Raw genomic sequence first — 21,659 nt, 5'->3', positions numbered from 1 at the left:
CGCGCATCATCCTTACGCTAGGGGCTCGATTTTCATACCGAGCCTCTTGCGCATCTAACGGGACAAATGCAAGAGACGCAGATCACAGTGATGTGAACGTAACCATCGAAGGGGTTCGAAGGTCTAAGTTGGCGATGTCAGGAAGCGTCTTGGGGGGCGCCGACTGGCATCTGGGGATGTCTTGGGGGACTTCCTCAGAGATGCGTTGCCGGGACACGTACACCGGGGAGCTTTGAGCGGCCCTCCCAACGTGCGCTGTCCCGGCAGACCGCACACCGGAGTAGTACGACGAGTTTTGCTCGTTCTGCTCAAACAGCGATTCAGGCGCTGGTCTCATAGACGCCCGGCCGGATCCCGTGGGGGGAATCCGCACCGGGACATGGGAAGGCGCCCTGGACGTCGGCCCGTGGGGGGACCGGCGCCAGGGCGCCTTCTGTAATTTTCGGGCTCTGGCTCAGCGCTGCTCGACCGGCACGAAGTCGCGCTCCACCACGCCCGTGTAGATCTGGCGCGGGCGGCCGATGCGGGAGCCGGGCTCCTTGATCATCTCGTGCCACTGGGCGATCCAGCCCGGGAGGCGGCCGAGGGCGAAGAGGACCGTGAACATCTCGGTCGGGAAGCCCATGGCGCGGTAGATCAGGCCGGTGTAGAAGTCGACGTTCGGGTAGAGGCTGCGCGAGACGAAGTAGTCGTCGGAGAGCGCGTGCTCCTCCAGCTTCAGGGCGATGTCCAGCAGCTCGTCGGACTTGCCGAGGGCGGAGAGAACGTCGTGCGCGGCGGCCTTGATGATCTTGGCGCGCGGGTCGAAGTTCTTGTAGACCCGGTGGCCGAAGCCCATCAGGCGGACGCCGTCCTCCTTGTTCTTCACCTTGCGGATGAAGGAGTCGACGTCGCCGCCGGTGGCCTGGATGCCCTCGAGCATCTCCAGCACCGACTGGTTGGCACCACCGTGCAGCGGCCCCCACAGGGCGGAGATGCCGGCGGAGATCGAGGCGAACATGTTCGCCTGCGAGGAACCGACCAGGCGGACCGTGGAGGTCGAACAGTTCTGCTCGTGGTCCGCGTGCAGGATGAGCAGCTTGTCCAGGGCGGACACGACGACCGGGTCGAGGTCGTAGTCCTGCGCCGGGACCGAGAAGGTCATACGGAGGAAGTTCTCGACGTAACCGAGGTCGTTGCGCGGGTAGACGAACGGGTGACCGATCGACTTCTTGTACGCGTACGCGGCGATCGTCGGAAGCTTGGCGAGCAGACGGATCGTCGAGAGGTTGCGCTGCTTCTCGTCGAACGGGTTGTGGCTGTCCTGGTAGAACGTGGACAGCGCGGAGACGACCGAGGACAGCATGGCCATCGGGTGGGCGTCACGCGGGAAGCCCTTATAGAAGTTCTTGACGTCCTCGTGCAGCAGAGTGTGCTGTGTGATGTCGTTCTTGAAGGACGAGAGCTCGTCGACCGTCGGCAGCTCGCCGTTGATCAGCAGGTAGGCGACCTCCAGGAAGGTGGAGCGCTCCGCCAGCTGCTCGATCGGGTAGCCGCGGTAGCGGAGGATGCCCGCTTCACCGTCCAGGTAGGTGATCGCGGATTTGTAGGCGGCGGTGTTGCCGTATCCGCTGTCCAGGGTCACCAGACCGGTCTGGGCGCGGAGCTTGCCGATGTCGAAGCCCTTGTCGCCGACGGTGCTGCCGATCACCGGGTAGGTGTACTCGCCGTCGCCGTACCGCAGTACTACAGAGTTGTCGCTCACGTCTTCCCTCACCGACGTTGTGCCTCATCTTCGAGGTTGCCCTGACTGTCTCTACCATCCCCCATTTGGCGCAGGAGAGTGCACTCGGGGTCGGCCATTGGGCTTATCGGCGGCACTCAGTGCCGCCAACTCGCCCATCCTGCCCCCTCCGTTCCCCAACCGGAAGTGCTCTGTGACCTTCGTGACTCATTTGATCGATCATTTTGTGTGATCCTCACCCTTGCCGTCACCGGGCGCACATGGCAAGGGGTCAGGCGCCGGAGAGTCTGAAGTCCAGTGCCGTGCAGCGCCGTCCCGCCGACACCGTGCGCACGGCCTGCCCGATCGCCTTGCGCGAACCGACCAGGACGACCAGCTTCTTCGCCCGGGTGACCGCCGTGTACAGCAGGTTCCGCTGGAGCATCATCCAGGCGCCCGTGGTGACGGGGATCACCACGGCGGGATATTCACTTCCCTGCGACCGGTGAATGGTCACCGCGTACGCGTGGGCCAGCTCGTCCAGTTCATCGAATTCGTACGAAACCTCCTCGTCCTCGTCCGTCAGCACCGTCAGGCGCTGGTCGACCGGGTCGAGCGAGGTGACCACGCCCACGGTGCCGTTGAAGACACCGTTGGTGCCCTTCTCGTAATTGTTGCGAATCTGCGTGACCTTGTCGCCGACGCGGAAGACCCGCCCGCCGAACCGCTTCTCCGCCAGGTCGGGCCGACCCGGCGTGATGGCCTGCTGGAGCAGGCCGTTGAGGGTGCCGGCACCGGCGGGCCCCCGGTGCATGGGCGCCAGGACCTGTACGTCCCGGCGCGGGTCGAGGCCGAACTTGGCCGGAATGCGCCGAGCCGCCACGTCGACCGTGAGCCGGCCGGCCTCCTCGGTGTCGTCCTCGACGAAGAGGAAGAAGTCCTTCATGCCGTCGGTGACCGGGTGCTGCCCGGAGTTGATCCGGTGGGCGTTGGTCACCACGCCCGACTGCTGGGCCTGGCGGAACACGCGGGTCAGGCGCACGGCGGGGATCGGGCTGTCGTCGGCCAGCAGGTCACGCAGGACCTCGCCCGCGCCGACGCTGGGCAGCTGGTCGACGTCCCCGACGAAGAGCAGATGGGCGCCCGGCGGGACGGCCTTGACCAGCTTGTTGGCCAGGAGCAGGTCCAGCATGGACGCCTCGTCGACCACCACCAGGTCGGCGTCCAGCGGGCGGTCCTTGTCGTAGGCCGCGTCGCCGCCGGGCTTGAGCTCCAGCAGGCGGTGCACCGTGGACGCCTCGGCCCCGGTGAGCTCGGCGAGGCGCTTGGCGGCCCGGCCGGTGGGGGCGGCGAGCAGCACCTTGGCCTTCTTGGCGCGGGCCAGCTCCACGATCGAGCGGACCGTGAAGGACTTGCCGCAGCCGGGGCCGCCGGTGAGGACGGCGACCTTCTCGGTGAGCGCGAGCCTGACGGCGGCCTCCTGCTCGGGCGCGAGGTCGGCGCCCGTACGTTGCTTCAGCCAGGTCAGCGCCTTGTCCCAGGCCACCTGCCGGAAGCTCGGCATCCGGTCCTCCCCGGTGCGCAGCAGGCGCAACAGCTGGGCGGAGAGGGAGAGTTCGGCGCGGTGGAAGGGGACGAGGTAGACGGCGGTGACGGGGTCACCACCCTCCGGGCCGGGAACCTTCTCCCTGACGACCCCGGGGTCCTCGCCCTCCTCCGGTTCCGCGGCCAGCGCGCCGAGGCACTCGATGACCAGGCCGGTGTCCACCTGGAGCAGCTTCACCGCGTCGGCGATCAGCTTCTCCTCGGGGAGATAGCAGTGCCCCTGGTCGGTGGCCTGGGACAGCGCGTACTGAAGCCCCGCCTTCACCCGGTCAGGGCTGTCGTGCGGGATGCCGACGGACTGGGCGATCTTGTCGGCGGTGAGGAAGCCGATGCCCCAGACGTCGGAAGCCAGGCGGTACGGCTGGTTCTTCACCACGGAGATCGAGGCGTCGCCGTACTTCTTGTAGATGCGCACCGCGATGGACGTGGACACCTCGACGGTCTGGAGGAAGAGCATGACCTCCTTGATCGCCTTCTGTTCCTCCCAGGCGTCGGCGATCTTCTTGGTCCGCTTGGGGCCGAGCCCGGGGACCTCGATGAGGCGCCCCGGCTCCTCCTCGATGATCGTCAGGGTGTCCAGGCCGAAGTGCTGGGTGATGCGGTCGGCGAAGACCGGGCCGATGCCCTTGACCAGGCCGGAGCCGAGGTAGCGCCGGATGCCCTGGACGGTGGCCGGCAGGACCGTCGTGTAGTTCTCGACGGTGAACTGCTTGCCGTACTGCGGGTGCGAACCCCAACGGCCCTCCATCCGCAGGGACTCGCCGACCTGGGCGCCGAGCAGCGCGCCGACGACCGTCAGCAGATCACCGCCGCCCCTGCCGGTGTCGACCCGGGCGACCGTGTAGCCGTTCTCCTCGTTGGCGTACGTGATGCGTTCGAGCACGCCTTCCAGCGTGGCCAGCCGCCGCTCTCCCGCCTGGGAGGCCCCCGCCTGATTGGACATGATCCGACGGTACCGCCCGGCACCGACAGCGGACGTGGGTCGCCGGGCACGGGCCCGCGGCCGCATCACGATCAGGTCTCGGGATGGGAAGGAGGGGTTGATTACCGGCGTGTAATCGATTCCAATCCTCCATGTCGTCGATGTAAACGATTCCACGAGGAGGTGGACGGCGATGGCGAGCATCAAGGATGTCGCCGCCGCGGCCGGTGTGTCGGTCGCCACGGTGTCGCGCGTCCTGAACGACCACCCGTCCGTCAGCGACGACGCACGCGCACGCGTGCTGGCCGCCGTCGAGACGCTGGGCTACCGCCCGAACGCCGTCGCCCGTTCGCTGCGCACGGACCAGACCCACACCCTCGGCCTGGTCATCAGCGATGTGATGAACCCGTACTTCACGGAACTGGCCCGCTCCGTCGAGGAGGAGGCCCGCGCGCTCGGTTACAGCGTCATCATCGGCAACGCCGACGAGCGGCCCGACCTCCAGGACCACCACGTACGCAACCTGCTGGACCGCCGGATCGACGGTCTCCTCGTCTCCCCCACCGACGGCGGCTCGCCGTTAATGCTGGACGCCGCGCGCGGGGGGACGCCGATGGTCTTCGTGGACCGGTGGATCCCGGGCGTGGACGTGCCGGTCGTCCGGTCGGACGGGCAGGCGGCCGTACGGGACCTCGTCGCGCATCTGCACGGTCTGGGGCACCGCAGGCTCGCCATCATCGCGGGGCCCGCGGCGACCACGACCGGGCGGGAGCGCGTGGACGCCTTCCGTGCGGCGCTCGCCGCGTACGGTCTCGGGCTCCCCGAGGCCTACATCGGACAGGGCGACTTCCAGGCCGAGAGCGGACGGCGGGTCACCGACGGCTTCCTCGACCTGCCCGAGCCGCCCGAGGTCGTGTTCGCGGCCGACAACCTGATGGCGCTGGGCGCGCTGGACGCCGTACGCGCGCGTGGGCTGCGCGTGCCCGACGACATCGCGCTCGCCGCGTTCGACGACATCCCGTGGTTCGTGCACACCGACCCGCCGATCACCGCGATCGCCCAGCCCACGGGCGAACTGGGCCGCGCCGCCGTGCGCGCGCTGGTCGACCGCATCGAGGGACGGCCCGGCGAGTCCGTCACCCTCCCCGCCCGTCTCGTCGTACGCCGCTCGTGCGGCGAGCCGGCGCCCCCCGAGTCGCCCCCCGCGCAGTCCCCCGCTGCGCAGTCCCCCGTAAAAAGGAGCAAGTCGTGAGCAACCCGGACGAGTTGCTGCGCATCGAGGGCATACGCAAGTCCTTTCCCGGCGTGGTCGCGCTCGACGGCGTCGACTTCGACCTGCGCCGCGGTGAGGTGCATGTGCTGCTCGGTGAGAACGGCGCCGGCAAGAGCACGCTCATCAAGATGCTGTCGGGTGCGTACACGCCCGACGCCGGCCGGATCCTGGTCGGCGGCGAAGAGGTCCGCATCGGCGGTGCGCAGGATTCCGAACGCCTCGGGATCGCCACCATCTACCAGGAGTTCAACCTGGTCCCCGATCTGACGGTCGCCGAGAACATCTTCCTGGGACGGCAGCCCCGCCGCCTCGGGATGATCGACCGCAAGCGGATGGAGGCCGAGGCCGCCGAGCTGCTGGAGCGGGTCGGCGTGAAAGTGTCGCCACGCGCGCGTGTGCGTGAACTCGGTATCGCGCGGCTGCAGATGGTTGAGATCGCGAAGGCGCTGAGCCTGAACGCGCGCGTGCTCATCATGGACGAGCCGACCGCCGTGCTCACCTCCGAGGAGGTGGAGAAGCTCTTCGCCATCGTGCGCACGCTGCGCGAGGACGGCGTGGGCGTCGTCTTCATCACGCACCACCTGGAGGAGATCGCCGCCCTCGGCGACCGCGTCACCGTCATCCGCGACGGCAGGAGCGTCGGGCAGGTCCCCGCGAGCACGCCCGAGGACGAGCTAGTACGCCTCATGGTGGGGCGCTCCATCGAGCAGCAGTACCCGCGCGAACGGCCGGACACCGGAGCCGCGTTGCTCACCGTCGAGGGGCTCACCCGCGACGGTGTCTTCCACGACGTGAGCTTCGAGGTGCGGGCCGGTGAGGTCGTCGGCATCGCCGGGCTCGTAGGAGCGGGCCGCACCGAGGTCGTACGGGCCGTGTTCGGCGCCGACCCCTACGACAAGGGCGCCGTGAAGGTCGCCGGCGCGCAGGTGCGGCGGCACGACGTCGGCGCCGCCATGACGGCCGGGATCGGGCTCGTGCCCGAGGACCGCAAGGGCCAGGGGCTCGTCCTGGACGCGTCCGTGGCGGAGAACCTCGGGCTCGTCACCCTGAGGTCCGCCACCCGGGGCGGACTCGTCGACCTCAAGGGCCAGCACGACGCGGCCGCCCGGATCGCCGAGCAGCTCGGTGTGCGCATGGCCGGCCTCGGCCAGCACGTGCGCACCCTGTCCGGCGGCAACCAGCAGAAGGTCGTCATCGGCAAGTGGCTCCTCGCCGACACCAGGGTCCTCATCCTCGACGAGCCGACGCGCGGCATCGACGTCGGCGCCAAGGTCGAGATCTACCAGCTGATCAACGAGCTGACGGCCCAGGGCGCCGCCGTCCTGATGATCTCCAGCGATCTGCCCGAGGTGCTCGGCATGAGCGACCGGGTGCTGGTGATGGCCCAGGGCCGCATCGCGGGCGAACTCGCCGCCGCGGAGGCCAGTCAGGACGCCGTGATGGCGCTCGCCGTAAGCACACCCAACACCACTGAACTGGAGGCCGGCCGTGGCCGCTGACACGCTCAAGAGCACCACGGGCGCCGGTGGCGCCGCGGCGGTGCGCCGCCTGCTCCTCGACAACGGCGCGCTCACCGCGCTGATCGTCCTCGTCGTCGCGCTGTCGGCGCTGTCGGGGGACTTCCTGACCACCGACAACCTGCTCAACATCGGCGTCCAGGCGGCCGTGACCGCCATCCTCGCCTTCGGTGTCACCTTCGTGATCGTCTCCGCGGGCATCGACCTGTCGGTGGGCTCGGTGGCGGCCCTGTCGGCCACCGTCCTCGCCTGGAGCGCCACCTCGCACGGCGTGCCGGTCTTCCTGGCCGTCCTGCTGGCCGTCGCCACCGGCATCGCCGCCGGCCTGGTCAACGGCTTCCTGATCGCGTACGGCAAGCTGCCGCCGTTCATCGCGACGCTCGCCATGCTGTCGGTGGGCCGCGGCCTGTCGCTGGTCATCTCCGAGGGCTCCCCGATCCCGTTCCCGGACTCGGTCTCGCACCTCGGTGACACGCTCGGCGGCTGGCTGCCGGTGCCGGTGCTCGTGATGGTCGTCATGGGGCTGCTCACGGCCTTCGTGCTCGGGCGGACGTACATCGGACGCTCGATGTACGCGATCGGCGGCAACGAGGAGGCGGCCCGCCTGTCCGGGCTGCGGGTGAAGAAGCAGAAGCTCGCCATCTACGCGCTGTCCGGCCTGTTCGCCGCCGCGGCGGGCATCGTGCTCGCCTCCCGGCTGTCCTCCGCGCAGCCGCAGGCCGCGCAGGGCTACGAGCTCGACGCGATCGCCGCCGTCGTCATCGGCGGGGCGTCCCTCGCTGGCGGTACGGGCAAGGCGTCGGGGACGCTGATCGGCGCGCTGATCCTGGCGGTGCTGCGCAACGGCCTCAATCTGCTGAACGTGTCCGCGTTCTGGCAGCAGGTCGTCATCGGTGTGGTGATCGCGCTGGCGGTGCTGCTCGACACCCTGCGCCGCAAGGCCGGGGCGACCCCGGTGGCCGCGGGCACCTCCTCGGGCGGCAAGGGGAAGCAGGCGGCGACGTACGCGCTGGCCGCCGTGGTCACCGTGGCCGTCGTGGGCGCGACCTCCCTCCTGCACAGCGGCGGCTCCTCGGCCGCGGCGAACCCGAAGATGGGCCTGTCCCTGTCCACCCTCAACAACCCCTTCTTCGTGCAGATCCGGGCGGGCGCCCAGGCCGAGGCGAAGAAGCTGGGCGTGGACCTGACCGTCACGGACGCGCAGAACGACGCCTCCCAGCAGGCCAACCAGCTCCAGAACTTCACCAGTTCGGGACTTGACGCGATCGTCGTCAACCCGGTGGACTCGGACGCGGCCGCCCCGTCGGTACGGGCCGCCGACAAGGAGAAGATCCCGGTCATCGCCGTCGACCGGGGCGTCAACAACGCGACGACCGACGCGCTGGTCGCCTCCGACAACATCGCGGGCGGTGAGCTCGCCGCCAAGAGCATCGCCGAGAAGCTCGGCGGCAAGGGCAAGATCGTGATCCTCCAGGGCCAGGCGGGCACCTCCGCCGCCCGGGAGCGCGCCGAGGGCTTCGCCAAGGGGCTGAAGGCCTACCCGGGCATCCAGGTCCTCGCCCAGCAGCCCGCCGACTTCGACCGCACCAAGGGCCTCGACGTGATGTCGAACCTGCTCCAGGCCCACCCTGACGTCCAGGGCGTCATCGCCGCCAACGACGAGATGGCGCTCGGCGCGGTCAAGGCGCTCGGCTCGAAGGCCGGTAAGTCCGTCCAGGTCGTCGGCTTCGACGGCACGCCGGACGGCCTGAAGGCGGTCGAGACAGGCACGCTGTACGCGTCGGTGGCGCAGCAGCCGAGCCAGTTGGGGAAGATCGCCGTGGACAACGCGCTGCGCGCGCTCCAGGGCAAGAAGATCCAGCAGACGGTGAAGGTGCCGGTGAAGGTGGTCACGAAGGAGAACGTGGCCGGCTTCAGCGGCTGACAGCGGCGAGGGGGCGGGCGGTCACGACGACCGCCCGCCTTCCGTCACGTAGACAGTCACTTACACAGGCACGTACACAGGGGAGTCACTCATGTACGACTACGACCTGTTGGTCGTAGGGTCGGCCAACGCCGACCTGGTGATCGGAGTCGAGCGGCGGCCGGGGGCCGGGGAGACCGTGCTCGGCTCCGACCTGGCCGTCCACCCGGGCGGCAAGGGAGCGAACCAGGCCGTCGCCGCCGCCCGCCTCGGCGCCCGTACGGCCCTGCTGGCCCGGATCGGCGACGACGCGCACGGCCGGCTGTTGCTGGACTCCCAGCGGGCCGCCGGCGTCGACACGGTGGGCGTCCTGGTCGGCGGCGCGCCGACCGGTGTCGCGTTGATCACCGTGGATCCGTCCGGCGACAACAGCATCGTGGTCTCGCCGGGCGCGAACGGCCGCCTGCTGCCGGAGGACGTCCGGGCGGCCGGCGGCCTGTTCCACGCATCACGTGTCGTCTCGACCCAGCTGGAGATCCCGCTGGAGACGGTGGTGGAGGTCGTACGGAGCCTTGCTGAAGGGAGTCGCTTCGTCCTGAACCCCTCCCCGCCGCGCCCACTCCCCTCCGAGGTGCTGGCGGCCTGCGACCCGCTGATCGTCAACGAGCACGAGGCGAGGGTCATCCTGGGCGAGGCCTGCGTGAGCGACACGCCCGAGGACTGGGCGCGGCTGCTGCTCTCGAAGGGCCCGCGGTCGGTGGTCGTGACCCTGGGCGCGGAGGGTGCGCTCGTGGCGTCCTCGGCGGGCGTCACTCGGGTGGCGTCGGTGAAGGTGGACGCCGTGGACACGACGGGTGCGGGCGACGCGTTCACGGCGGCGCTGGCCTGGCGGTTGGGTGCGGGGGCTTCCCTGGCCGAGGCGGCGGCGTACGCGGCTCGGGTGGGGGCGGTGGCGGTGACGCGGAGGGGGGCGCAGGAGTCGTTCCCTACGGCGGCGGAGGTCGAGAGCCTGTGAAGCGGGGCGGAATCCTGAACCGCCATCTCTCCGGCGCGTTGGCCGAGCTGGGCCACGGGGACGGGGTGCTGGTGTGCGATGCGGGCATGCCGATACCGGATGGTCCGCGGGTGGTGGACCTGGCGTTCCGTGCCGGGGTGCCGTCCTTCGCCGAGGTGGTGGACGGGCTGCTGACCGAGCTGGTGGTGGAGGGCGCGACGGCGGCGGAGGAGGTGCGGGCGGCGAATCCGGCGGCGGCCTCGCTGCTGGACGGCCACTTTCCCGAGTTGGCGCTGGTGCCGCACGAGCGGCTGAAGGAGCTGTCGGCCGGGGCGCGGCTGGTGGTGCGGACGGGGGAGGCACGGCCGTACGCGAACGTGCTGCTGAGGTGTGGGGTGTTCTTCTAGCAGGCGCTGATCATGATTCGAGGGGGCCCGGTCCGTCGACCGGGCCCCCTCGGCTTTCCCCTCCACGATCAGAACCCCCGCGATCCCCCCGGATCCCCCTCCAGAAGTCCTGACGCCATGTATGACCCTCTGGATGGGGAAAGGGTTGCATCCTCATTCCGTTTTCTTTCCGGAGTTTTTTCGAGCCCTGGAGGCTGCGCCGCCCGCAAGCCGTACCGCGTCCCCTTCCCGGACCGCCCCACCTGCCACCACCTGCGCATACACCCCGGCGCACGGCTCCGCCGCCCGGCCCGGCATGGCGGGGACGCGGTGGTGGGCGGCGAGGACGCGGAGCGCGTCGGGATCGCGGGGCCGGGAGCCGTGGGCCAGGGTCGGCACGGCGCACCGGGGCGTCGATGCGATCACGCGGAGTGTGAGGCGGTCGCCGACGCGCAGGGTACGGCCGATCCAGTCGTGCTCGACGAAGCCCTCGTCGTCGGTGTCGATCACCAGGTTGGGCCGGTACCGCTGGACCTCCACGGTGCGGCGTGGGTTCAGTGCGGCGATGCGCCTCAGTGTCGCGGTGGTGATCAGGTGAACCGGCGCGAAGTCGAAGAAGGTGCCGGGCGGGGCGGCGGAGCCGAACTCGACGACATCGGCGTCCACTTGCGCCGTGACCCCGTCCTCCAGCACCTGCTCGGGCCGGGACCGTTCGAGTACGGCCCCGGCCGACGGGGCGTCCACCAACGTCACCTCGCGGCCCAGGAACGCCGAGAGCGCCTGGTGGACGCCGCTGTCGGTGCTGTGCCAGGTGGAACCGTCCGGCCCGGTGACGAGAACCCCGCCTTGGGCGGTCGTCGCCGTACAGCGCAGCAACTCCCGCCACAGCCGGGGCGCCTTGGCGCTGGCGACCTTCCCGCTCTCCCGGTCGACCAACGCGAACCGCCGGTCACCCGCGAGCCCCCGGTCGGTCACCTCGACGGCTGGAACGCGCTCACCGAGCATGGATTTCACCGGGTGACGCCACAGAGCGGCGACGGCTTGCCGCATTTCATGCTCCACTGAGTTTCGGGCCCGTACCAGGGACTGGAGGCCGGGGGTCGGGTGCGGGCATGCGCGGCCCGCTCCTGCGCTCAACCGGCAGGCGAGGCCGGCGTGGCGCGTCCTCGGGTCATCGCCGCCCGCCGAACTCCCAGTCGTGGACCTCGATGCCGGCATACCGGTCCGCGGTCAGAACGGCGCGTGCCGTGTCCGGATCCGGGGCCCTGAGCAGCACCGCCGTACCCAGCCAGGTGGCGCCGTCGTCGGACAGCAGCGGCCCGTACGCGATCAGCTCGTCGCGGCCGGGCGGCACGTCGAGGTCGGCGGGCTGCCCCGCGCCGAGGCCGATCACCAGGTACCGGTTGCCACCGGTCGGGCCACCGGGAAAGTCCCACATCGTGCGCCCCAGCAGGTTGCGCCACCGACGCAGCAGCACGTCCCGGTACGCGCCGGCCTGGTAGTTGGGCTCGTCGAAGGCGAACGCGCGGGCCGCAGCGGGGTCAGGCAGGTCGACGATGTGCACGCTGCCGGTGGGCGTTTCGCCGTCGTCGGCGAAAGTCGGCCCGCGAGCGATCAGCTCCTTCGCGTACCCGTCCATGTACGACCAGTGCTCTTCCAGCAACTCCTCGCGCAACGTGACAGATCCGGGCCGGTCGCGGTGGTAGCAGAAGTACTCCATGCCCCAAGCCTCCCCACCGTACGGCAGCATCTCAACAGACTTTCGCAACGGACCGCACGCTTCGAACGCGTGGCAGTCGATGGCTTTCGTGGTCATGCCGGTGAGCATGAAGCCGCAACCGCACTTGAGATCAAGCCTCGTCCCGAGCCGGACCGACCTGCGTCAGCCGTTCTCCCCGACTCTCCGCCACACGCCTGACGTCCAGCAGGGACTCCCTGAGCCGGTCGGCGAGGTAGCGCAGTTCCTCGGCGGTCAGGCGCGGCTCGGCGAGCAGCTCGGTGGCGTGACCGAGGAGATGGTCCGCCATGCCGAGCTGGGCGCTTTCGACCTTGTCGGCGAGCCGGGAGACGGGGCCGGTACCGCCGGTGAGGAGGTAGCAGGGCTTTCCCTCCGGGCTCGACCAGGGGAGCAGGCGCCCGAGCGTGTGGCCGTCACTCCCCCCGTCGTAAACGTCGTTCATACGCCCGCCCTCTCGTGCGCCAGCAAGTAGGGGCGTACGAGTGCGTTGTCCTCGCCGCGCAGTGGGCGCTCTCCCGTGCGGTGGAACGTCGGGCCGCCGAGGTGCCGGCATGTGCACGGAGGCGTGGGCGGTGGCGCCGTTCGACGCCGCCGTCCGGCAGGCGGGAGGAGAAGACGGAGCAAAGGCTCCAAGAGCCATGCGACAAGGGCGATAGGGTCGGACACGTCAGCCTGCTTTCGGGTCAGGTTGGCCACGCCCCCGGGTCGACCGCTTCGACCGCGGGGGTTTGCTGCCACACGGGGCGACTGCGTTCTGTGGCGAATCGATCACAGAGTGACGTCATCGCTGGCTACGCTGCTAGTGCCCGGGGGTTGACAGCGAGCTTTTCAAGTTGGGGAGTTGGTCGCGTGGACGAGATCCGCAAGCCGCGGACGGCACGGGAGAAGTACGGGGAGGAACTGCGGCTGCGGCGGACGGCAGCCGACCTGACACAGGAGGAGCTGGGCAACCAGGTCGTGTGCTCGCCCACGCTCATCAGCCACTTCGAGGCGGGGAGGCGGCTGCCGAGGCCGGACGACGCGCGGCGGATCGACCGGGCGCTGGGGACGGACGGGTTCTTCGCGCGGTGGCTGGAAGACCTGGAGTCCAAGTACACCGACCACTTCGCGGCAGTGGCGGAGCTGGAACAACAAGCCACTCTGATCCAGCAGTTCGCGCTCTCGCTGGTCCCTGGCGTGCTCCAGACTCCCTCCTACGCGAGGGCGGTGTTCAGCGCATACCGCCCCAACTACACGGCCGAGGAACTTGACAGCGAAGTCGTCATTCGAACCAAGCGTTCCCGGATCCTCGACGGACCGCTGAATCCGGTCGTCTGGACGCTCCTCGACGAGTCCGTCCTGCGACGCCGCGTCGATGGCCCGCAGGTCATGGCGGAACAGCTGCACAAGATCGCGGACTTGGCCGAGGCCGGAAGACTTCGACTGCATGTCCTGCCCTACGGCGTCGGAGCTCACCCGCTCCAGCAGAGCCTGCTCACCCTCATGAGCTTCGAGGATTCCGCCCTGGTGGCCTACGTCGAAGGCTTCCTCACCGGCAACCTGATGGATGATCCAGCGCTGGTAGCGGCCAGTCAGACGGCCTACGCTCTTGCGCTGAGCGACGCGATGTCGCAGCAGGAGTCACTGACCCTTGTCAGGGCGGCAGCAGAGGAACACGTACATGGTCAGCAGTGAGCACACGGTCCCCGGCTCGTCCACCTTCACCGGATGGTTCAAGTCCAGCTACAGCGGCGGCGACCAGGGCGAATGCCTTGAGGTAGCTCGCGGCGGCCACCCCGGCATCCCCGTCCGCGACAGCAAGCACGCCACCGGCCCGGCACTGGTCTTCTCGACGACCGAATGGACGTCGTTCGTCACCGCCGTCAAGGCAGGCCACCTCGGCTAGCGCTGTGACCGCACACCCGCTCCGCGTCAGGAGCCGGCGTGCCGCTCCAGCAGGGGCCGGACGCTGAAGGGCTGCACCTCGAGCAGGACGATGGTGGTGTTGGACCGGACCACCCCAGGCGCTTCCAGCAACAGGTTCGTGATGCGGTGCAGGTCTTCGGTGTCCCGGGCGACAACGCGGGCGAGCAGGTCGCCGTCGCCGGTGGTGACGAGCAACTCGACCACCTCGGGAATGCGCAGGATCGCCTCGCGGGTGGGATGTCCCACGCGCTGGCTGATCGACATCGTGATGAGGGCCAGCAGCGGATAGCCGAGACCCGCGGGCGCCACGCGCCGACTGTGCTCCCTCAGTTGACCGCTTTCTTCAAGTCGCTTCAGACGCGCCTGCACGGTGTTGCGGGCCAGACCGAGTCGGTCGGCCAAGGCAACCGTCGTGGCCCGCGGGTCCTCGTCGAGCGCCAGAAGGATCCGGGCGTCGAGAGCGTCGACGTTTCGCATGGTGCTCAGTATGGCACAGCACGGGCGCACAACATTGAGCATTCTGCTCAGAAATCTTGCAGCATATTGCGCATTCCGATGCACCTTCCTAGGTTCCCGCTATGCAAAAAGCGCAATGCGATAACACGTCAGTGAATAGGGCGCCCCGCGTCGACCGCCGGGTATGGGGTGATGAGGACGCGATCGTGGCAGCCGCCATGGACTACGCGGGCCGGCGCATCTTGCAGGCTCCGGATCCTGTGGCAGGCGCCCGCTCCGCCGCGGACCTCGCTCTCGCAGCCGGTACGGCCATCACCCCCTGGGGAATCGGCGGCGCCGCGGCCCTCAAACTGTTCGACCGAGTCCTGGCACCCGCCACCCGCGCCCAGAACGGATCGATGAACCTCGCGTACATCCCTGCGGCTCCCACTCGTGCCGCACTCGCCTTCGACGCGGTCACCGGCGCGGCGAACATCTTCGCGGGCACCTGGGAGTCGGGAGCCGGTGCCATCCACGCCGAGAACGAGGCGCTGACCTGGCTCACCCAACTGCTCGGGTGGCCCAGTACCGCAGCAGGATGCTTCGTCAGCGGCGGCACCATGGGCAATCTCTCGGCTCTCATCACGGCCCGCGCCGCTGCCGCCGCATCCCGGCCCCGGCCGACGGACGGCTGGAAGATGGTGTGTGCCGACAGCGCCCACTCCTCCATCAGGTCCGCGGCACAAGCAATGGATGTCGAGGTCGTCACCGCACCCGTGGACCAGCGGGGGCACCTCACCGGAGCTGCCGTGAACACGGTCCTGGACGCCACGACCGGCGTGTTCGCCGTGGTGGCGACCGCCGGGACCACCAATGCCGGTCTGATCGACGACCTCGATGACATCGCCGACGCGTGCGCACGGCACCACGTGTGGCTGCACGTCGACGGTGCCTACGGCGGAGCGGGCCTGGCGGCACCCAGTGTGCGGCACCTCTACACCGGCATCGAACGCGCCGACAGCTTCATCGTCGATCCTCACAAGTGGCTCTTCGCGCCTTACGACTGCTGCGCACTGCTCTACCGGGATCCCGCAGCGGCCCGCGCCGCGCACAGTCAGTCGGCGCACTATCTCGATGCCATCGACCGCGACGTCCACAATCCGGCGGACCTGGCCCTCCACCTCAGCCGCCGTGCCCGCGGTCTGCCGTTCTGGTTCAGCCTGGCCGTCCACGGAACCGAGCGGTACACGCGTGCCGTGGAACAGACACTGACCACCAGCCGACTGGTCGCCGACGCCATACGCGCCAGTGACCATCTGCGCGTCATGATCGATCCCGAGCTGTCCGTCGTCCTCTTCGAACGCCCTGGATGGGGCCCGCAGGACTACGCGTCATGGTCCGCCCGAGCCGCCGATGCGGGCGCCGTGCTGTGCGTACCGACCCAGTGGAACGGCGCAACCGTTCTCCGCATGGCCTTCGTCAACCCGGACACCCGTGCCGACGACGTCATCGACACGCTCCACACGCTCCGCTAGTGCGTGACCGGCTTGGTCACTTCGACGGCCTCGCCCCGGCCAAGGGTGCGTAAACCGTTGGCGGTCATGTCACATCTTGGCGAGCCGCTCCGTCAATGAGGTGTAACCACTCACGACGGCATAGGAGTGCACCATGGACGCACGTCTGAACCTCTTCGGCAACCCGGTCGCGGCCAAGTTCTTCCGGTACATCAACTCGGCGGGCAAGGTGATCGCGGACTCGACACTGCCCGCCGCGACGCAGGAACTGGTGAAGATCCGCGCCAGCCAGATCAACGGCTGCGGCTTCTGCACCGACATGCACACCAAGGACGCCACGGCCGCCGGGGAGACCGCGCAGCGCCTCCACCTGGTCGCGGCCTGGCGGGAGGCCAAGGTGTTCACCGACGCCGAGCGTGCCGCCCTGGAGCTGACGGAGCAGGGCACCCGTATCGCCGACGCGGCCGGCGGTGTCACGGACGAGGCCTGGGCGAACGCCGCCAAGCACTATGACGACGAGCAGCTCGCCGCCCTGGTGTCCCTCATCGCCCTCATCAACGCGTACAACCGCGTGAACGTCATCGTCCAGCAGCCCGCCGGCGACTACGAGCCCGGCATGTTCGCCTGATCCGACGACGACGGGATGGCCGGCCGGCCACGGCCGGCCATCCCTGCACGTCAGCGGTCCACGTGCGCCACGAACCGCGCCGCCGTCTCCGCCAGTACCTCGCGGCCGTCGCGGGCCCACAGGCCGTCGTTGAACAGCTCGACCTCGATGGGACCGGTGTAGCCCGCGGCCTCGACGTGGCGCTGCCACTCGCGCATGTCGATCGAGCCGTCGCCGATCTGGCCACGACCGGTCAACACGCCCTCGGGCAACGGGGTTGTCCAGTCGGCCAGTTGGAAGGTGTGGATACGGCCGCCCGCACCCGCCCGGGCGATCTGCTCCGGCGCCGTGTCGTCCCACCAGATGTGGTACGTGTCCACCGTCACGCCCACCTGGTGCGCGGGGAAGCGTTCCGCGAGGTCCAGGGCCTGGGCGAGGGTGGAGACCACGCAGCGGTCGGAGGCGTACATCGGGTGGAGCGGCTCGATGGCCAGCCGTACGCCGTGCTGTTCCGCGTACGGCCCGAGCTCCGCCAGCGCGTCCGCGATGCGCTCCCGCGCGCCGTGGAGGTCCTTCGACCCGGCGGGCAGGCCGCCGGAGACCAGGACGAGCACCTGCGTGCCCAGCGCCGCCGCCTCCTCGATCGCGCGGCGGTTGTCGGCCAGGGCCGTGGCCCGCTCCTGCGGGTCGATCGCCGTGAAGAAGCCGCCCCGGCAGAGCGTCGTCACCGCCAGGCCCGCGTCGCGCACCAGCTTCGCCGTCGCCTCCAGGCCGTACGTCTGGACCGGCTCACGCCACAGGCCCACGCCCGGCACGCCCAACTCCAGGCACGCCTCGACCAGTTCCGGCATCGACAGCTGCTTGACCGTCATCTGGTTGATGCTGAAGCGGGCGAGGTCCTCGGCGGTCACTGGGTCACTCCGTACAGGGCGAGCAGGTTCTTCATCCGCTCCTCCGCCAGCTTCGGGTCCGGGAAGAGGCCCAGGCCGTCGGCGAGTTCGTAGGCGCGGGTGAAGTGCGGGAGGGAGCGGGCCGACTGGAGGCCGCCGACCATGGTGAAGTGGGACTGGTGGCCGGCCAGCCAGGCCAGGAAGACGACGCCCGTCTTGTAGAAGCGGGTGGGGGCCTGGAAGAGGTGCCGGGAGAGGTCCACGGTCGGGTCGAGGAGCTCCCGGAAGCCCGCCGGGTCACCCGTGTCCAGGACCCGTACCGCCTCCGCCGCCAGCGGGCCCAGCGGGTCGAAGATGCCGAGCAAGGCGTGGCTGAAGCCCTTCTCGTCGCCCGCGATCAGCTCGGGGTAGTTGAAGTCGTCGCCGGTGTAGCAGCGGACGCCCTGCGGCAGCCTGCGCCTGAGGTCGATCTCGCGCTGGGCGTCCAGCAGCGAGACCTTGATGCCGTCGACCTTGTCGGGGTGCGCGGCGATGACCTCCAGGAAGGTGTCCGTCGCCGTGTCCAGGTCGGACGAGCCCCAGTAGCCCTCCAGCGCCGGGTCGAACATCGGGCCGAGCCAGTGCAGGATCACCGGCTCGGAGGCCTGGCGCAGCAGGTGGCCGTAGACCTCCAGGTAATCCTCGGGGCCGGACGCGGCGGCCGCGAGGGCGCGGGAGGCCATCAGGATCGCCTGTGCGCCGGACGCCTCGACGAGGGCGAGCTGCTCCTCGTAGGCCGCGCGGACCTCGGCGAGGGACGCGGGGCCGGTCAGCTGGTCGGTGCCGACGCCGCACGCGATCAGGCCGCCGACCGCCTTGGCCTCGGCGGCGCTGCGGCGGATCAGCTCGGCCGCGCCCGCCCAGTCCAGGCCCATGCCGCGCTGGGCGGTGTCCATGGCCTCGGCGACACCGAGCCCGTGGGACCACAGGTGGCGGCGGAAGGCGAGGGTCGCGTCCCAGTCGACGGCGGCGGGCGAGTCGGGCGTCACGTCCGCGTACGGGTCGGCGACGACGTGCGCCGCCGAGAAGACCGTACGGGAGGTGAAGGGGGCGCCGGTGGTGAGGGCGAGGGGCTCCGTGCGGGGTTCGTAGGTCCGCAGGCCGCCCTTGCCGTCGGGCAGTTGGATGGTCACAGGGAGACCTCCGGTACGTCGAGGCGGCGGCCCTCGGCCGACGACTTCAGGCCCAGCTCGGCGAGCTGGACGCCGCGGGCGCCGGCGAGCAGGTCCCAGTGGTAGTCGGCGCCGGCGTAGACGTGCTTGAGGAACAGCTCCCACTGGGCCTTGAAGCCGTTGTCGAAGTCGGCGTTGTCGGGCACTTCCTGCCACTGGTCGCGGAAGACCTCGGTGGCGGGGATGTCCGGGTTCCAGACGGGCTTGGGGGTGGCGCTGCGGTGCTGCACACGGCAGTTGCGCAGGCCCGCCACGGCCGAGCCCTCCGTGCCGTCGACCTGGAACTCGACGAGTTCGTCGCGGTTGACGCGGACGGCCCAGGAGGAGTTGATCTGGGCGATGGCGCCGCCGTCGAGCTCGAAGATGCCGTAGGCGGCGTCGTCGGCGGTGGCGTCGTAGGGCTTGCCGTTCTCGTCCCAGCGCTGCGGGATGTGGGTGGTGGCGATGGCCTGGACGGACTTCACGCGGCCGAACAGCTCGTGCAGGACGTACTCCCAGTGCGGGAACATGTCGACGACGATGCCACCGCCGTCCTCGGCGCGGTAGTTCCAGGAGGGGCGCTGGGCGGTCTGCCAGTCGCCCTCGAACACCCAGTAGCCGAACTCGCCGCGGACGGAGAGGATCCGGCCGAAGAAGCCGCCGTCGATGAGACGCTTCAGCTTGAGCAGGCCGGGGAGGAAGAGCTTGTCCTGGACGACGCCGTGCTTGATGCCGGCCTCGTTCGCGAGCCGGGCGAGTTCGAGGGCGCCCTCCAGGCCCGTCGCCGTCGGCTTCTCCGTGTAGATGTGCTTTCCGGCCGCGATCGCCTTCTTGATCGCCTCCTCGCGGGCGGAGGTCACCTGCGCGTCGAAGTAGATCTCGACGGTCGGGTCCGCGAGGACCGCGTCCACGTCCGTCGAGACGTGCTCCAGGCCGTGCTGCTCGGCGAGCGCCTTCAGCGCGTGCTCGCGGCGGCCGACGAGGATCGGCTCCGGCCACAGCACGGTGCCGTCGCCGAGGTCGAGGCCGCCCTGCTCACGAATGGCCAGGATGGAGCGGACCAGGTGCTGGCGGTAGCCCATGCGTCCAGTCACGCCGTTCATGGCGATACGCACCGTCTTGCGTGTCACGGCTGTCCCTTCGTAGGTGTCGTACGCAGCGTCGTACGCGGATGTGCGCGCCGCGTACGCCCCCTACTGATGAGCGTTACAGCAAGCGCTTTCTATCTGATGAGAAGCTAGCCTCTGACCAGCGGTCCAGACAAGACCGTGTCCACTCCGAGTTGTTCGAGGGGGCGAACAACCGGGGTTCCTGGCCGTAAGGTCGGCTCGACATTGCTTGACACGCCCGGAACCATGCCCGCGAGGCGGCCTGTCTACGAGGGCGTGTGGGGGCGTACGAGGACGTACGACGAGATGCGCGACCGGAGGACGACAGATGACGGTGACCCTGGCGGACGTGGCGGCCCGCGCCCAGGTCTCCCCCGCGACGGTGTCGCGCGTACTGAACGGCAACTATCCCGTGGCGGCGACCACCCGGGAGCGGGTGCTGCGGGCGGTGGACGAGCTGGACTACGTGCTGAACGGCCCCGCGAGCGCGCTGGCCGCGTCCACGTCCGACCTGGTCGGCATCCTGGTCAACGACATCGCCGACCCGTTCTTCGGGATCATGGCCGGCGCGATCCAGTCGGAGATCGGCGGCCCGGGCGGGCGCGCGGGCGGGGAGAGACTCGCGGTCGTCTGCAACACCGGGGGCTCCCCGGAACGCGAGCTGACCTATCTCACCCTGCTCCAACGTCAGCGGGCGGCGGCCGTGGTGCTGACCGGCGGCGCGATCGAGGACGAGCCGCACGCGGCGGCCATGACGTCCAAACTGCGGAAGCTGGCGGACGCCGGGACACGCGTGGTGCTGTGCGGGCGGCCGCCCGCGCCGGACACCCGGGCGATCGCGATCACCTTCGACAACCGCGGCGGCGGGCGGGAGCTGACCGAGCACCTCATCGGGCTCGGCCACCGGCGCCTCGGCTACATCGCCGGCCCCGAGGAGCGGACGACGACACGACACCGGCTGGAGGGGCACCGGGCCGCGCTGACGGCGGCGGGCATCGAGGAGGACCCCCGGTGGACGGTCCACGGGCGTTACGACCGGCGGTCCGGCTACGAGGCGACGCTGGAGCTGCTGCGCAGGGACCCCACGCTGACGGCGGTCGTCGCCGCCAACGACTCCGTCGCCTTGGGCGCGTGCGCCGCGCTGCGGGAGTCCGGGCTGCGGATCCCCGAGGACGTGTCGGTGGCCGGCTTCGACGACCTTCCGTTCAGCATCGACGCGGTGCCTTCGCTCACGACGGTGAGGTTGCCGTTGGCGGAGGCGGGCGCGCGGGCCGGGCGGATCGCCATGGGGCGGGAGGAACCGCCGCCCGGGGGGATCGCGGTGGTGCGGGGGGAGTTGATGGTTCGGGGGTCTTCCGGGGGGCCTCGGGGCTGAGGGGCGGGGGCTGGGGGTGGCCTGGGGCCTGCCGCCCCCAGCCCCGCCACCGTTGCTGGGACGCGGCTCCGCCGACCCGCTTCGGTCTGAGGGGCCTCGGCCTCAAGCGCCGGGCGGGCCGAGATCGGCGATTGTCACGAAGGGCGTCCGGGAACCACGCCGAGCTGTCGCATCAGCGAGAGGAGGTCGACGACCCCCCAGATCTCGGCGATTCGACCGCCCGCGAGGCGGAAGACGAAGATCTCGTCGTACCTGACGGACTTGCCGGTCGGCGGAACATCCCCGTACTCGCCCAGGTGGGTCCCGGTGACCGTGTTCCTGGAGACGACCTTGTCCCCCTCGGCGATCATGTCCTCGACCGTGACATGAAGGTCGGGGAAGGCGCGAAGGAGTACCGCCCACACCTGCTTGAGTGCCTGTACGCCCGTCGCACCGCTCGGTACCGGCGCGTGGAACAGCACGTCCGGTGCGACGACCTCGTCGATGGTCTGCGAGATGACCCCTGCGTCGCCGGTGTTCACGGCGTCGTGCAAGCGGCTGAGCGTCGTGCTGTTGCTTGTCGCATGAGCTGTTGGCATGTGGCTCCTTGAACGA

The 21,659-nt window shown here is 69.8% G+C and carries 20 protein-coding genes; 10 read left to right on the top strand and 10 right to left on the bottom strand.

The window, feature by feature from the left end; genetic code table 11:
- Positions 1–454: 454 nt before the first annotated feature.
- Together AC067M_RS27880 and recD2 are read right to left on the bottom strand one after the other, a co-directional pair.
- Positions 455–1,744 carry a citrate synthase gene (locus AC067M_RS27880; protein ID WP_478699772.1) on the bottom strand — a complete coding sequence of 430 codons (1,290 nt, stop codon included), beginning with the start codon at positions 1,742–1,744 and terminating at the stop codon, positions 455–457.
- Positions 1,745–1,994: 250 nt separating this feature from the next.
- Positions 1,995–4,250, bottom strand: coding sequence for an SF1B family DNA helicase RecD2 (gene recD2 / locus AC067M_RS27875; protein WP_478699771.1), 2,256 nt, complete (start codon positions 4,248–4,250; stop codon positions 1,995–1,997).
- Between the two features lie 172 nt (positions 4,251–4,422).
- On the opposite strand from recD2, the gene AC067M_RS27870 reads away from it, so the two are divergent.
- From AC067M_RS27870 to rbsD, 5 genes are all read left to right on the top strand, one after another.
- Positions 4,423–5,481 (top strand): LacI family DNA-binding transcriptional regulator, encoded by a 1,059-nt coding sequence (locus tag AC067M_RS27870; RefSeq protein WP_478699770.1) that lies wholly within the window; start codon positions 4,423–4,425, stop codon positions 5,479–5,481.
- The gene (locus tag AC067M_RS27865; RefSeq protein WP_478699769.1) at positions 5,478–7,001 is read left to right on the top strand and encodes a sugar ABC transporter ATP-binding protein; all 1,524 of its coding nucleotides are present in this window, start codon (positions 5,478–5,480) and stop codon (positions 6,999–7,001) included. Before AC067M_RS27870 ends, AC067M_RS27865 begins: the two co-directional genes overlap by 4 nt.
- Positions 6,991–8,943 (top strand): ABC transporter permease/substrate-binding protein, encoded by a 1,953-nt coding sequence (locus AC067M_RS27860; RefSeq protein ID WP_478699768.1) that lies wholly within the window; start codon positions 6,991–6,993, stop codon positions 8,941–8,943. The genes AC067M_RS27865 and AC067M_RS27860 overlap by 11 nt, the downstream gene beginning before the upstream one ends.
- Before the next feature lie 91 nt (positions 8,944–9,034).
- Positions 9,035–9,937, top strand: a complete 903-nt coding sequence (locus AC067M_RS27855) for a ribokinase (RefSeq protein ID WP_478699767.1) — start codon at positions 9,035–9,037, stop codon at positions 9,935–9,937.
- Positions 9,934–10,323 carry a D-ribose pyranase gene (gene rbsD / locus AC067M_RS27850; protein WP_478699766.1) on the top strand — a complete coding sequence of 130 codons (390 nt, stop codon included), beginning with the start codon at positions 9,934–9,936 and terminating at the stop codon, positions 10,321–10,323. Before AC067M_RS27855 ends, rbsD begins: the two co-directional genes overlap by 4 nt.
- A 153-nt stretch (positions 10,324–10,476) precedes the next feature.
- Here the strand turns inward: rbsD and AC067M_RS27845 are convergent, their stop codons facing one another.
- The 3 genes from AC067M_RS27845 to AC067M_RS27835 form a co-directional block, all read right to left on the bottom strand.
- Positions 10,477–11,352, bottom strand: a complete 876-nt coding sequence (locus AC067M_RS27845; RefSeq protein WP_478699765.1) for an MOSC domain-containing protein — start codon at positions 11,350–11,352, stop codon at positions 10,477–10,479.
- 121 nt (positions 11,353–11,473) lie between these two features.
- Positions 11,474–12,022 carry a YciI family protein gene (locus AC067M_RS27840; protein WP_478699805.1) on the bottom strand — a complete coding sequence of 183 codons (549 nt, stop codon included), beginning with the start codon at positions 12,020–12,022 and terminating at the stop codon, positions 11,474–11,476.
- A 130-nt stretch (positions 12,023–12,152) separates the two neighbouring features.
- Positions 12,153–12,482 carry a hypothetical protein gene (locus AC067M_RS27835; protein WP_478699764.1) on the bottom strand — a complete coding sequence of 110 codons (330 nt, stop codon included), beginning with the start codon at positions 12,480–12,482 and terminating at the stop codon, positions 12,153–12,155.
- A 407-nt stretch (positions 12,483–12,889) separates the two neighbouring features.
- Between AC067M_RS27835 and AC067M_RS27830 the strand changes: the two genes are divergently transcribed.
- Positions 12,890–13,714: a helix-turn-helix domain-containing protein gene (locus AC067M_RS27830; RefSeq protein WP_478699763.1), complete on the top strand. Its 825-nt coding sequence runs from the start codon at positions 12,890–12,892 to the stop codon at positions 13,712–13,714.
- Positions 13,701–13,925, top strand: a complete 225-nt coding sequence (locus tag AC067M_RS27825; protein WP_478699762.1) for a DUF397 domain-containing protein — start codon at positions 13,701–13,703, stop codon at positions 13,923–13,925. The genes AC067M_RS27830 and AC067M_RS27825 overlap by 14 nt, the downstream gene beginning before the upstream one ends.
- A gap of 26 nt (positions 13,926–13,951) precedes the next feature.
- On the opposite strand, the gene AC067M_RS27820 is transcribed toward AC067M_RS27825, so the two are convergent.
- Positions 13,952–14,422 carry an Lrp/AsnC family transcriptional regulator gene (locus AC067M_RS27820; RefSeq protein ID WP_478699761.1) on the bottom strand — a complete coding sequence of 157 codons (471 nt, stop codon included), beginning with the start codon at positions 14,420–14,422 and terminating at the stop codon, positions 13,952–13,954.
- 185 nt (positions 14,423–14,607) lie between these two features.
- Here AC067M_RS27820 and AC067M_RS27815 point away from each other — a divergent pair, with 185 nt between their 5' ends.
- Both AC067M_RS27815 and AC067M_RS27810 read left to right on the top strand, forming a co-directional pair.
- Positions 14,608–15,915 (top strand): pyridoxal phosphate-dependent decarboxylase family protein, encoded by a 1,308-nt coding sequence (locus AC067M_RS27815; RefSeq protein ID WP_478699760.1) that lies wholly within the window; start codon positions 14,608–14,610, stop codon positions 15,913–15,915.
- Between the two features lie 133 nt (positions 15,916–16,048).
- Complete coding sequence (locus AC067M_RS27810; protein WP_478699759.1) at positions 16,049–16,522, top strand: carboxymuconolactone decarboxylase family protein; 474 nt, start codon at positions 16,049–16,051, stop codon at positions 16,520–16,522.
- 50 nt (positions 16,523–16,572) lie between these two features.
- On the opposite strand, the gene AC067M_RS27805 is transcribed toward AC067M_RS27810, so the two are convergent.
- The 3 genes from AC067M_RS27805 to AC067M_RS27795 are packed head-to-tail and all read right to left on the bottom strand — an operon-like array spanning position 16,573 to position 19,711.
- The gene (locus AC067M_RS27805; protein ID WP_478699804.1) at positions 16,573–17,373 is read right to left on the bottom strand and encodes a sugar phosphate isomerase/epimerase family protein; all 801 of its coding nucleotides are present in this window, start codon (positions 17,371–17,373) and stop codon (positions 16,573–16,575) included.
- A gap of 35 nt (positions 17,374–17,408) precedes the next feature.
- Positions 17,409–18,563, bottom strand: a complete 1,155-nt coding sequence (locus AC067M_RS27800; protein ID WP_478699758.1) for a dihydrodipicolinate synthase family protein — start codon at positions 18,561–18,563, stop codon at positions 17,409–17,411.
- Positions 18,560–19,711 (bottom strand): Gfo/Idh/MocA family protein, encoded by a 1,152-nt coding sequence (locus AC067M_RS27795; RefSeq protein ID WP_478699757.1) that lies wholly within the window; start codon positions 19,709–19,711, stop codon positions 18,560–18,562. The genes AC067M_RS27800 and AC067M_RS27795 overlap by 4 nt, the downstream gene beginning before the upstream one ends.
- A 307-nt stretch (positions 19,712–20,018) precedes the next feature.
- Between AC067M_RS27795 and AC067M_RS27790 the strand changes: the two genes are divergently transcribed.
- Positions 20,019–21,065 carry a LacI family DNA-binding transcriptional regulator gene (locus AC067M_RS27790; RefSeq protein ID WP_478699756.1) on the top strand — a complete coding sequence of 349 codons (1,047 nt, stop codon included), beginning with the start codon at positions 20,019–20,021 and terminating at the stop codon, positions 21,063–21,065.
- A 134-nt stretch (positions 21,066–21,199) separates the two neighbouring features.
- On the opposite strand, the gene AC067M_RS27785 is transcribed toward AC067M_RS27790, so the two are convergent.
- Complete coding sequence (locus tag AC067M_RS27785; protein ID WP_478699755.1) at positions 21,200–21,643, bottom strand: ester cyclase; 444 nt, start codon at positions 21,641–21,643, stop codon at positions 21,200–21,202.
- Positions 21,644–21,659: the final 16 nt, after the last annotated feature.

It is taken from the genome of Streptomyces sp. NPDC043427 (assembly GCF_056436655.1).
The sequence above is the reverse complement of the archived record's forward strand: the minus strand, read 5'-3'. Positions and strand labels throughout refer to the sequence as shown.

Coding starts and splice junctions, on each gene's coding strand:
- AC067M_RS27855 (WP_478699767.1), top strand. CDS start 9,035: ATGTACGACTACGACCTGTTGGTCGTAGGGTCGGCCAACGCCGACCTG.
- AC067M_RS27785 (WP_478699755.1), bottom strand. CDS start 21,643: ATGCCAACAGCTCATGCGACAAGCAACAGCACGACGCTCAGCCGCTTG.
- AC067M_RS27820 (WP_478699761.1), bottom strand. CDS start 14,422: ATGCGAAACGTCGACGCTCTCGACGCCCGGATCCTTCTGGCGCTCGAC.
- AC067M_RS27835 (WP_478699764.1), bottom strand. CDS start 12,482: ATGAACGACGTTTACGACGGGGGGAGTGACGGCCACACGCTCGGGCGC.
- AC067M_RS27805 (WP_478699804.1), bottom strand. CDS start 17,373: ATGACGGTCAAGCAGCTGTCGATGCCGGAACTGGTCGAGGCGTGCCTG.
- AC067M_RS27845 (WP_478699765.1), bottom strand. CDS start 11,352: ATGCGGCAAGCCGTCGCCGCTCTGTGGCGTCACCCGGTGAAATCCATG.
- AC067M_RS27840 (WP_478699805.1), bottom strand. CDS start 12,022: ATGGAGTACTTCTGCTACCACCGCGACCGGCCCGGATCTGTCACGTTG.
- AC067M_RS27825 (WP_478699762.1), top strand. CDS start 13,701: ATGGTCAGCAGTGAGCACACGGTCCCCGGCTCGTCCACCTTCACCGGA.
- AC067M_RS27790 (WP_478699756.1), top strand. CDS start 20,019: ATGACGGTGACCCTGGCGGACGTGGCGGCCCGCGCCCAGGTCTCCCCC.
- AC067M_RS27810 (WP_478699759.1), top strand. CDS start 16,049: ATGGACGCACGTCTGAACCTCTTCGGCAACCCGGTCGCGGCCAAGTTC.
- AC067M_RS27870 (WP_478699770.1), top strand. CDS start 4,423: ATGGCGAGCATCAAGGATGTCGCCGCCGCGGCCGGTGTGTCGGTCGCC.
- recD2 (WP_478699771.1), bottom strand. CDS start 4,250: ATGTCCAATCAGGCGGGGGCCTCCCAGGCGGGAGAGCGGCGGCTGGCC.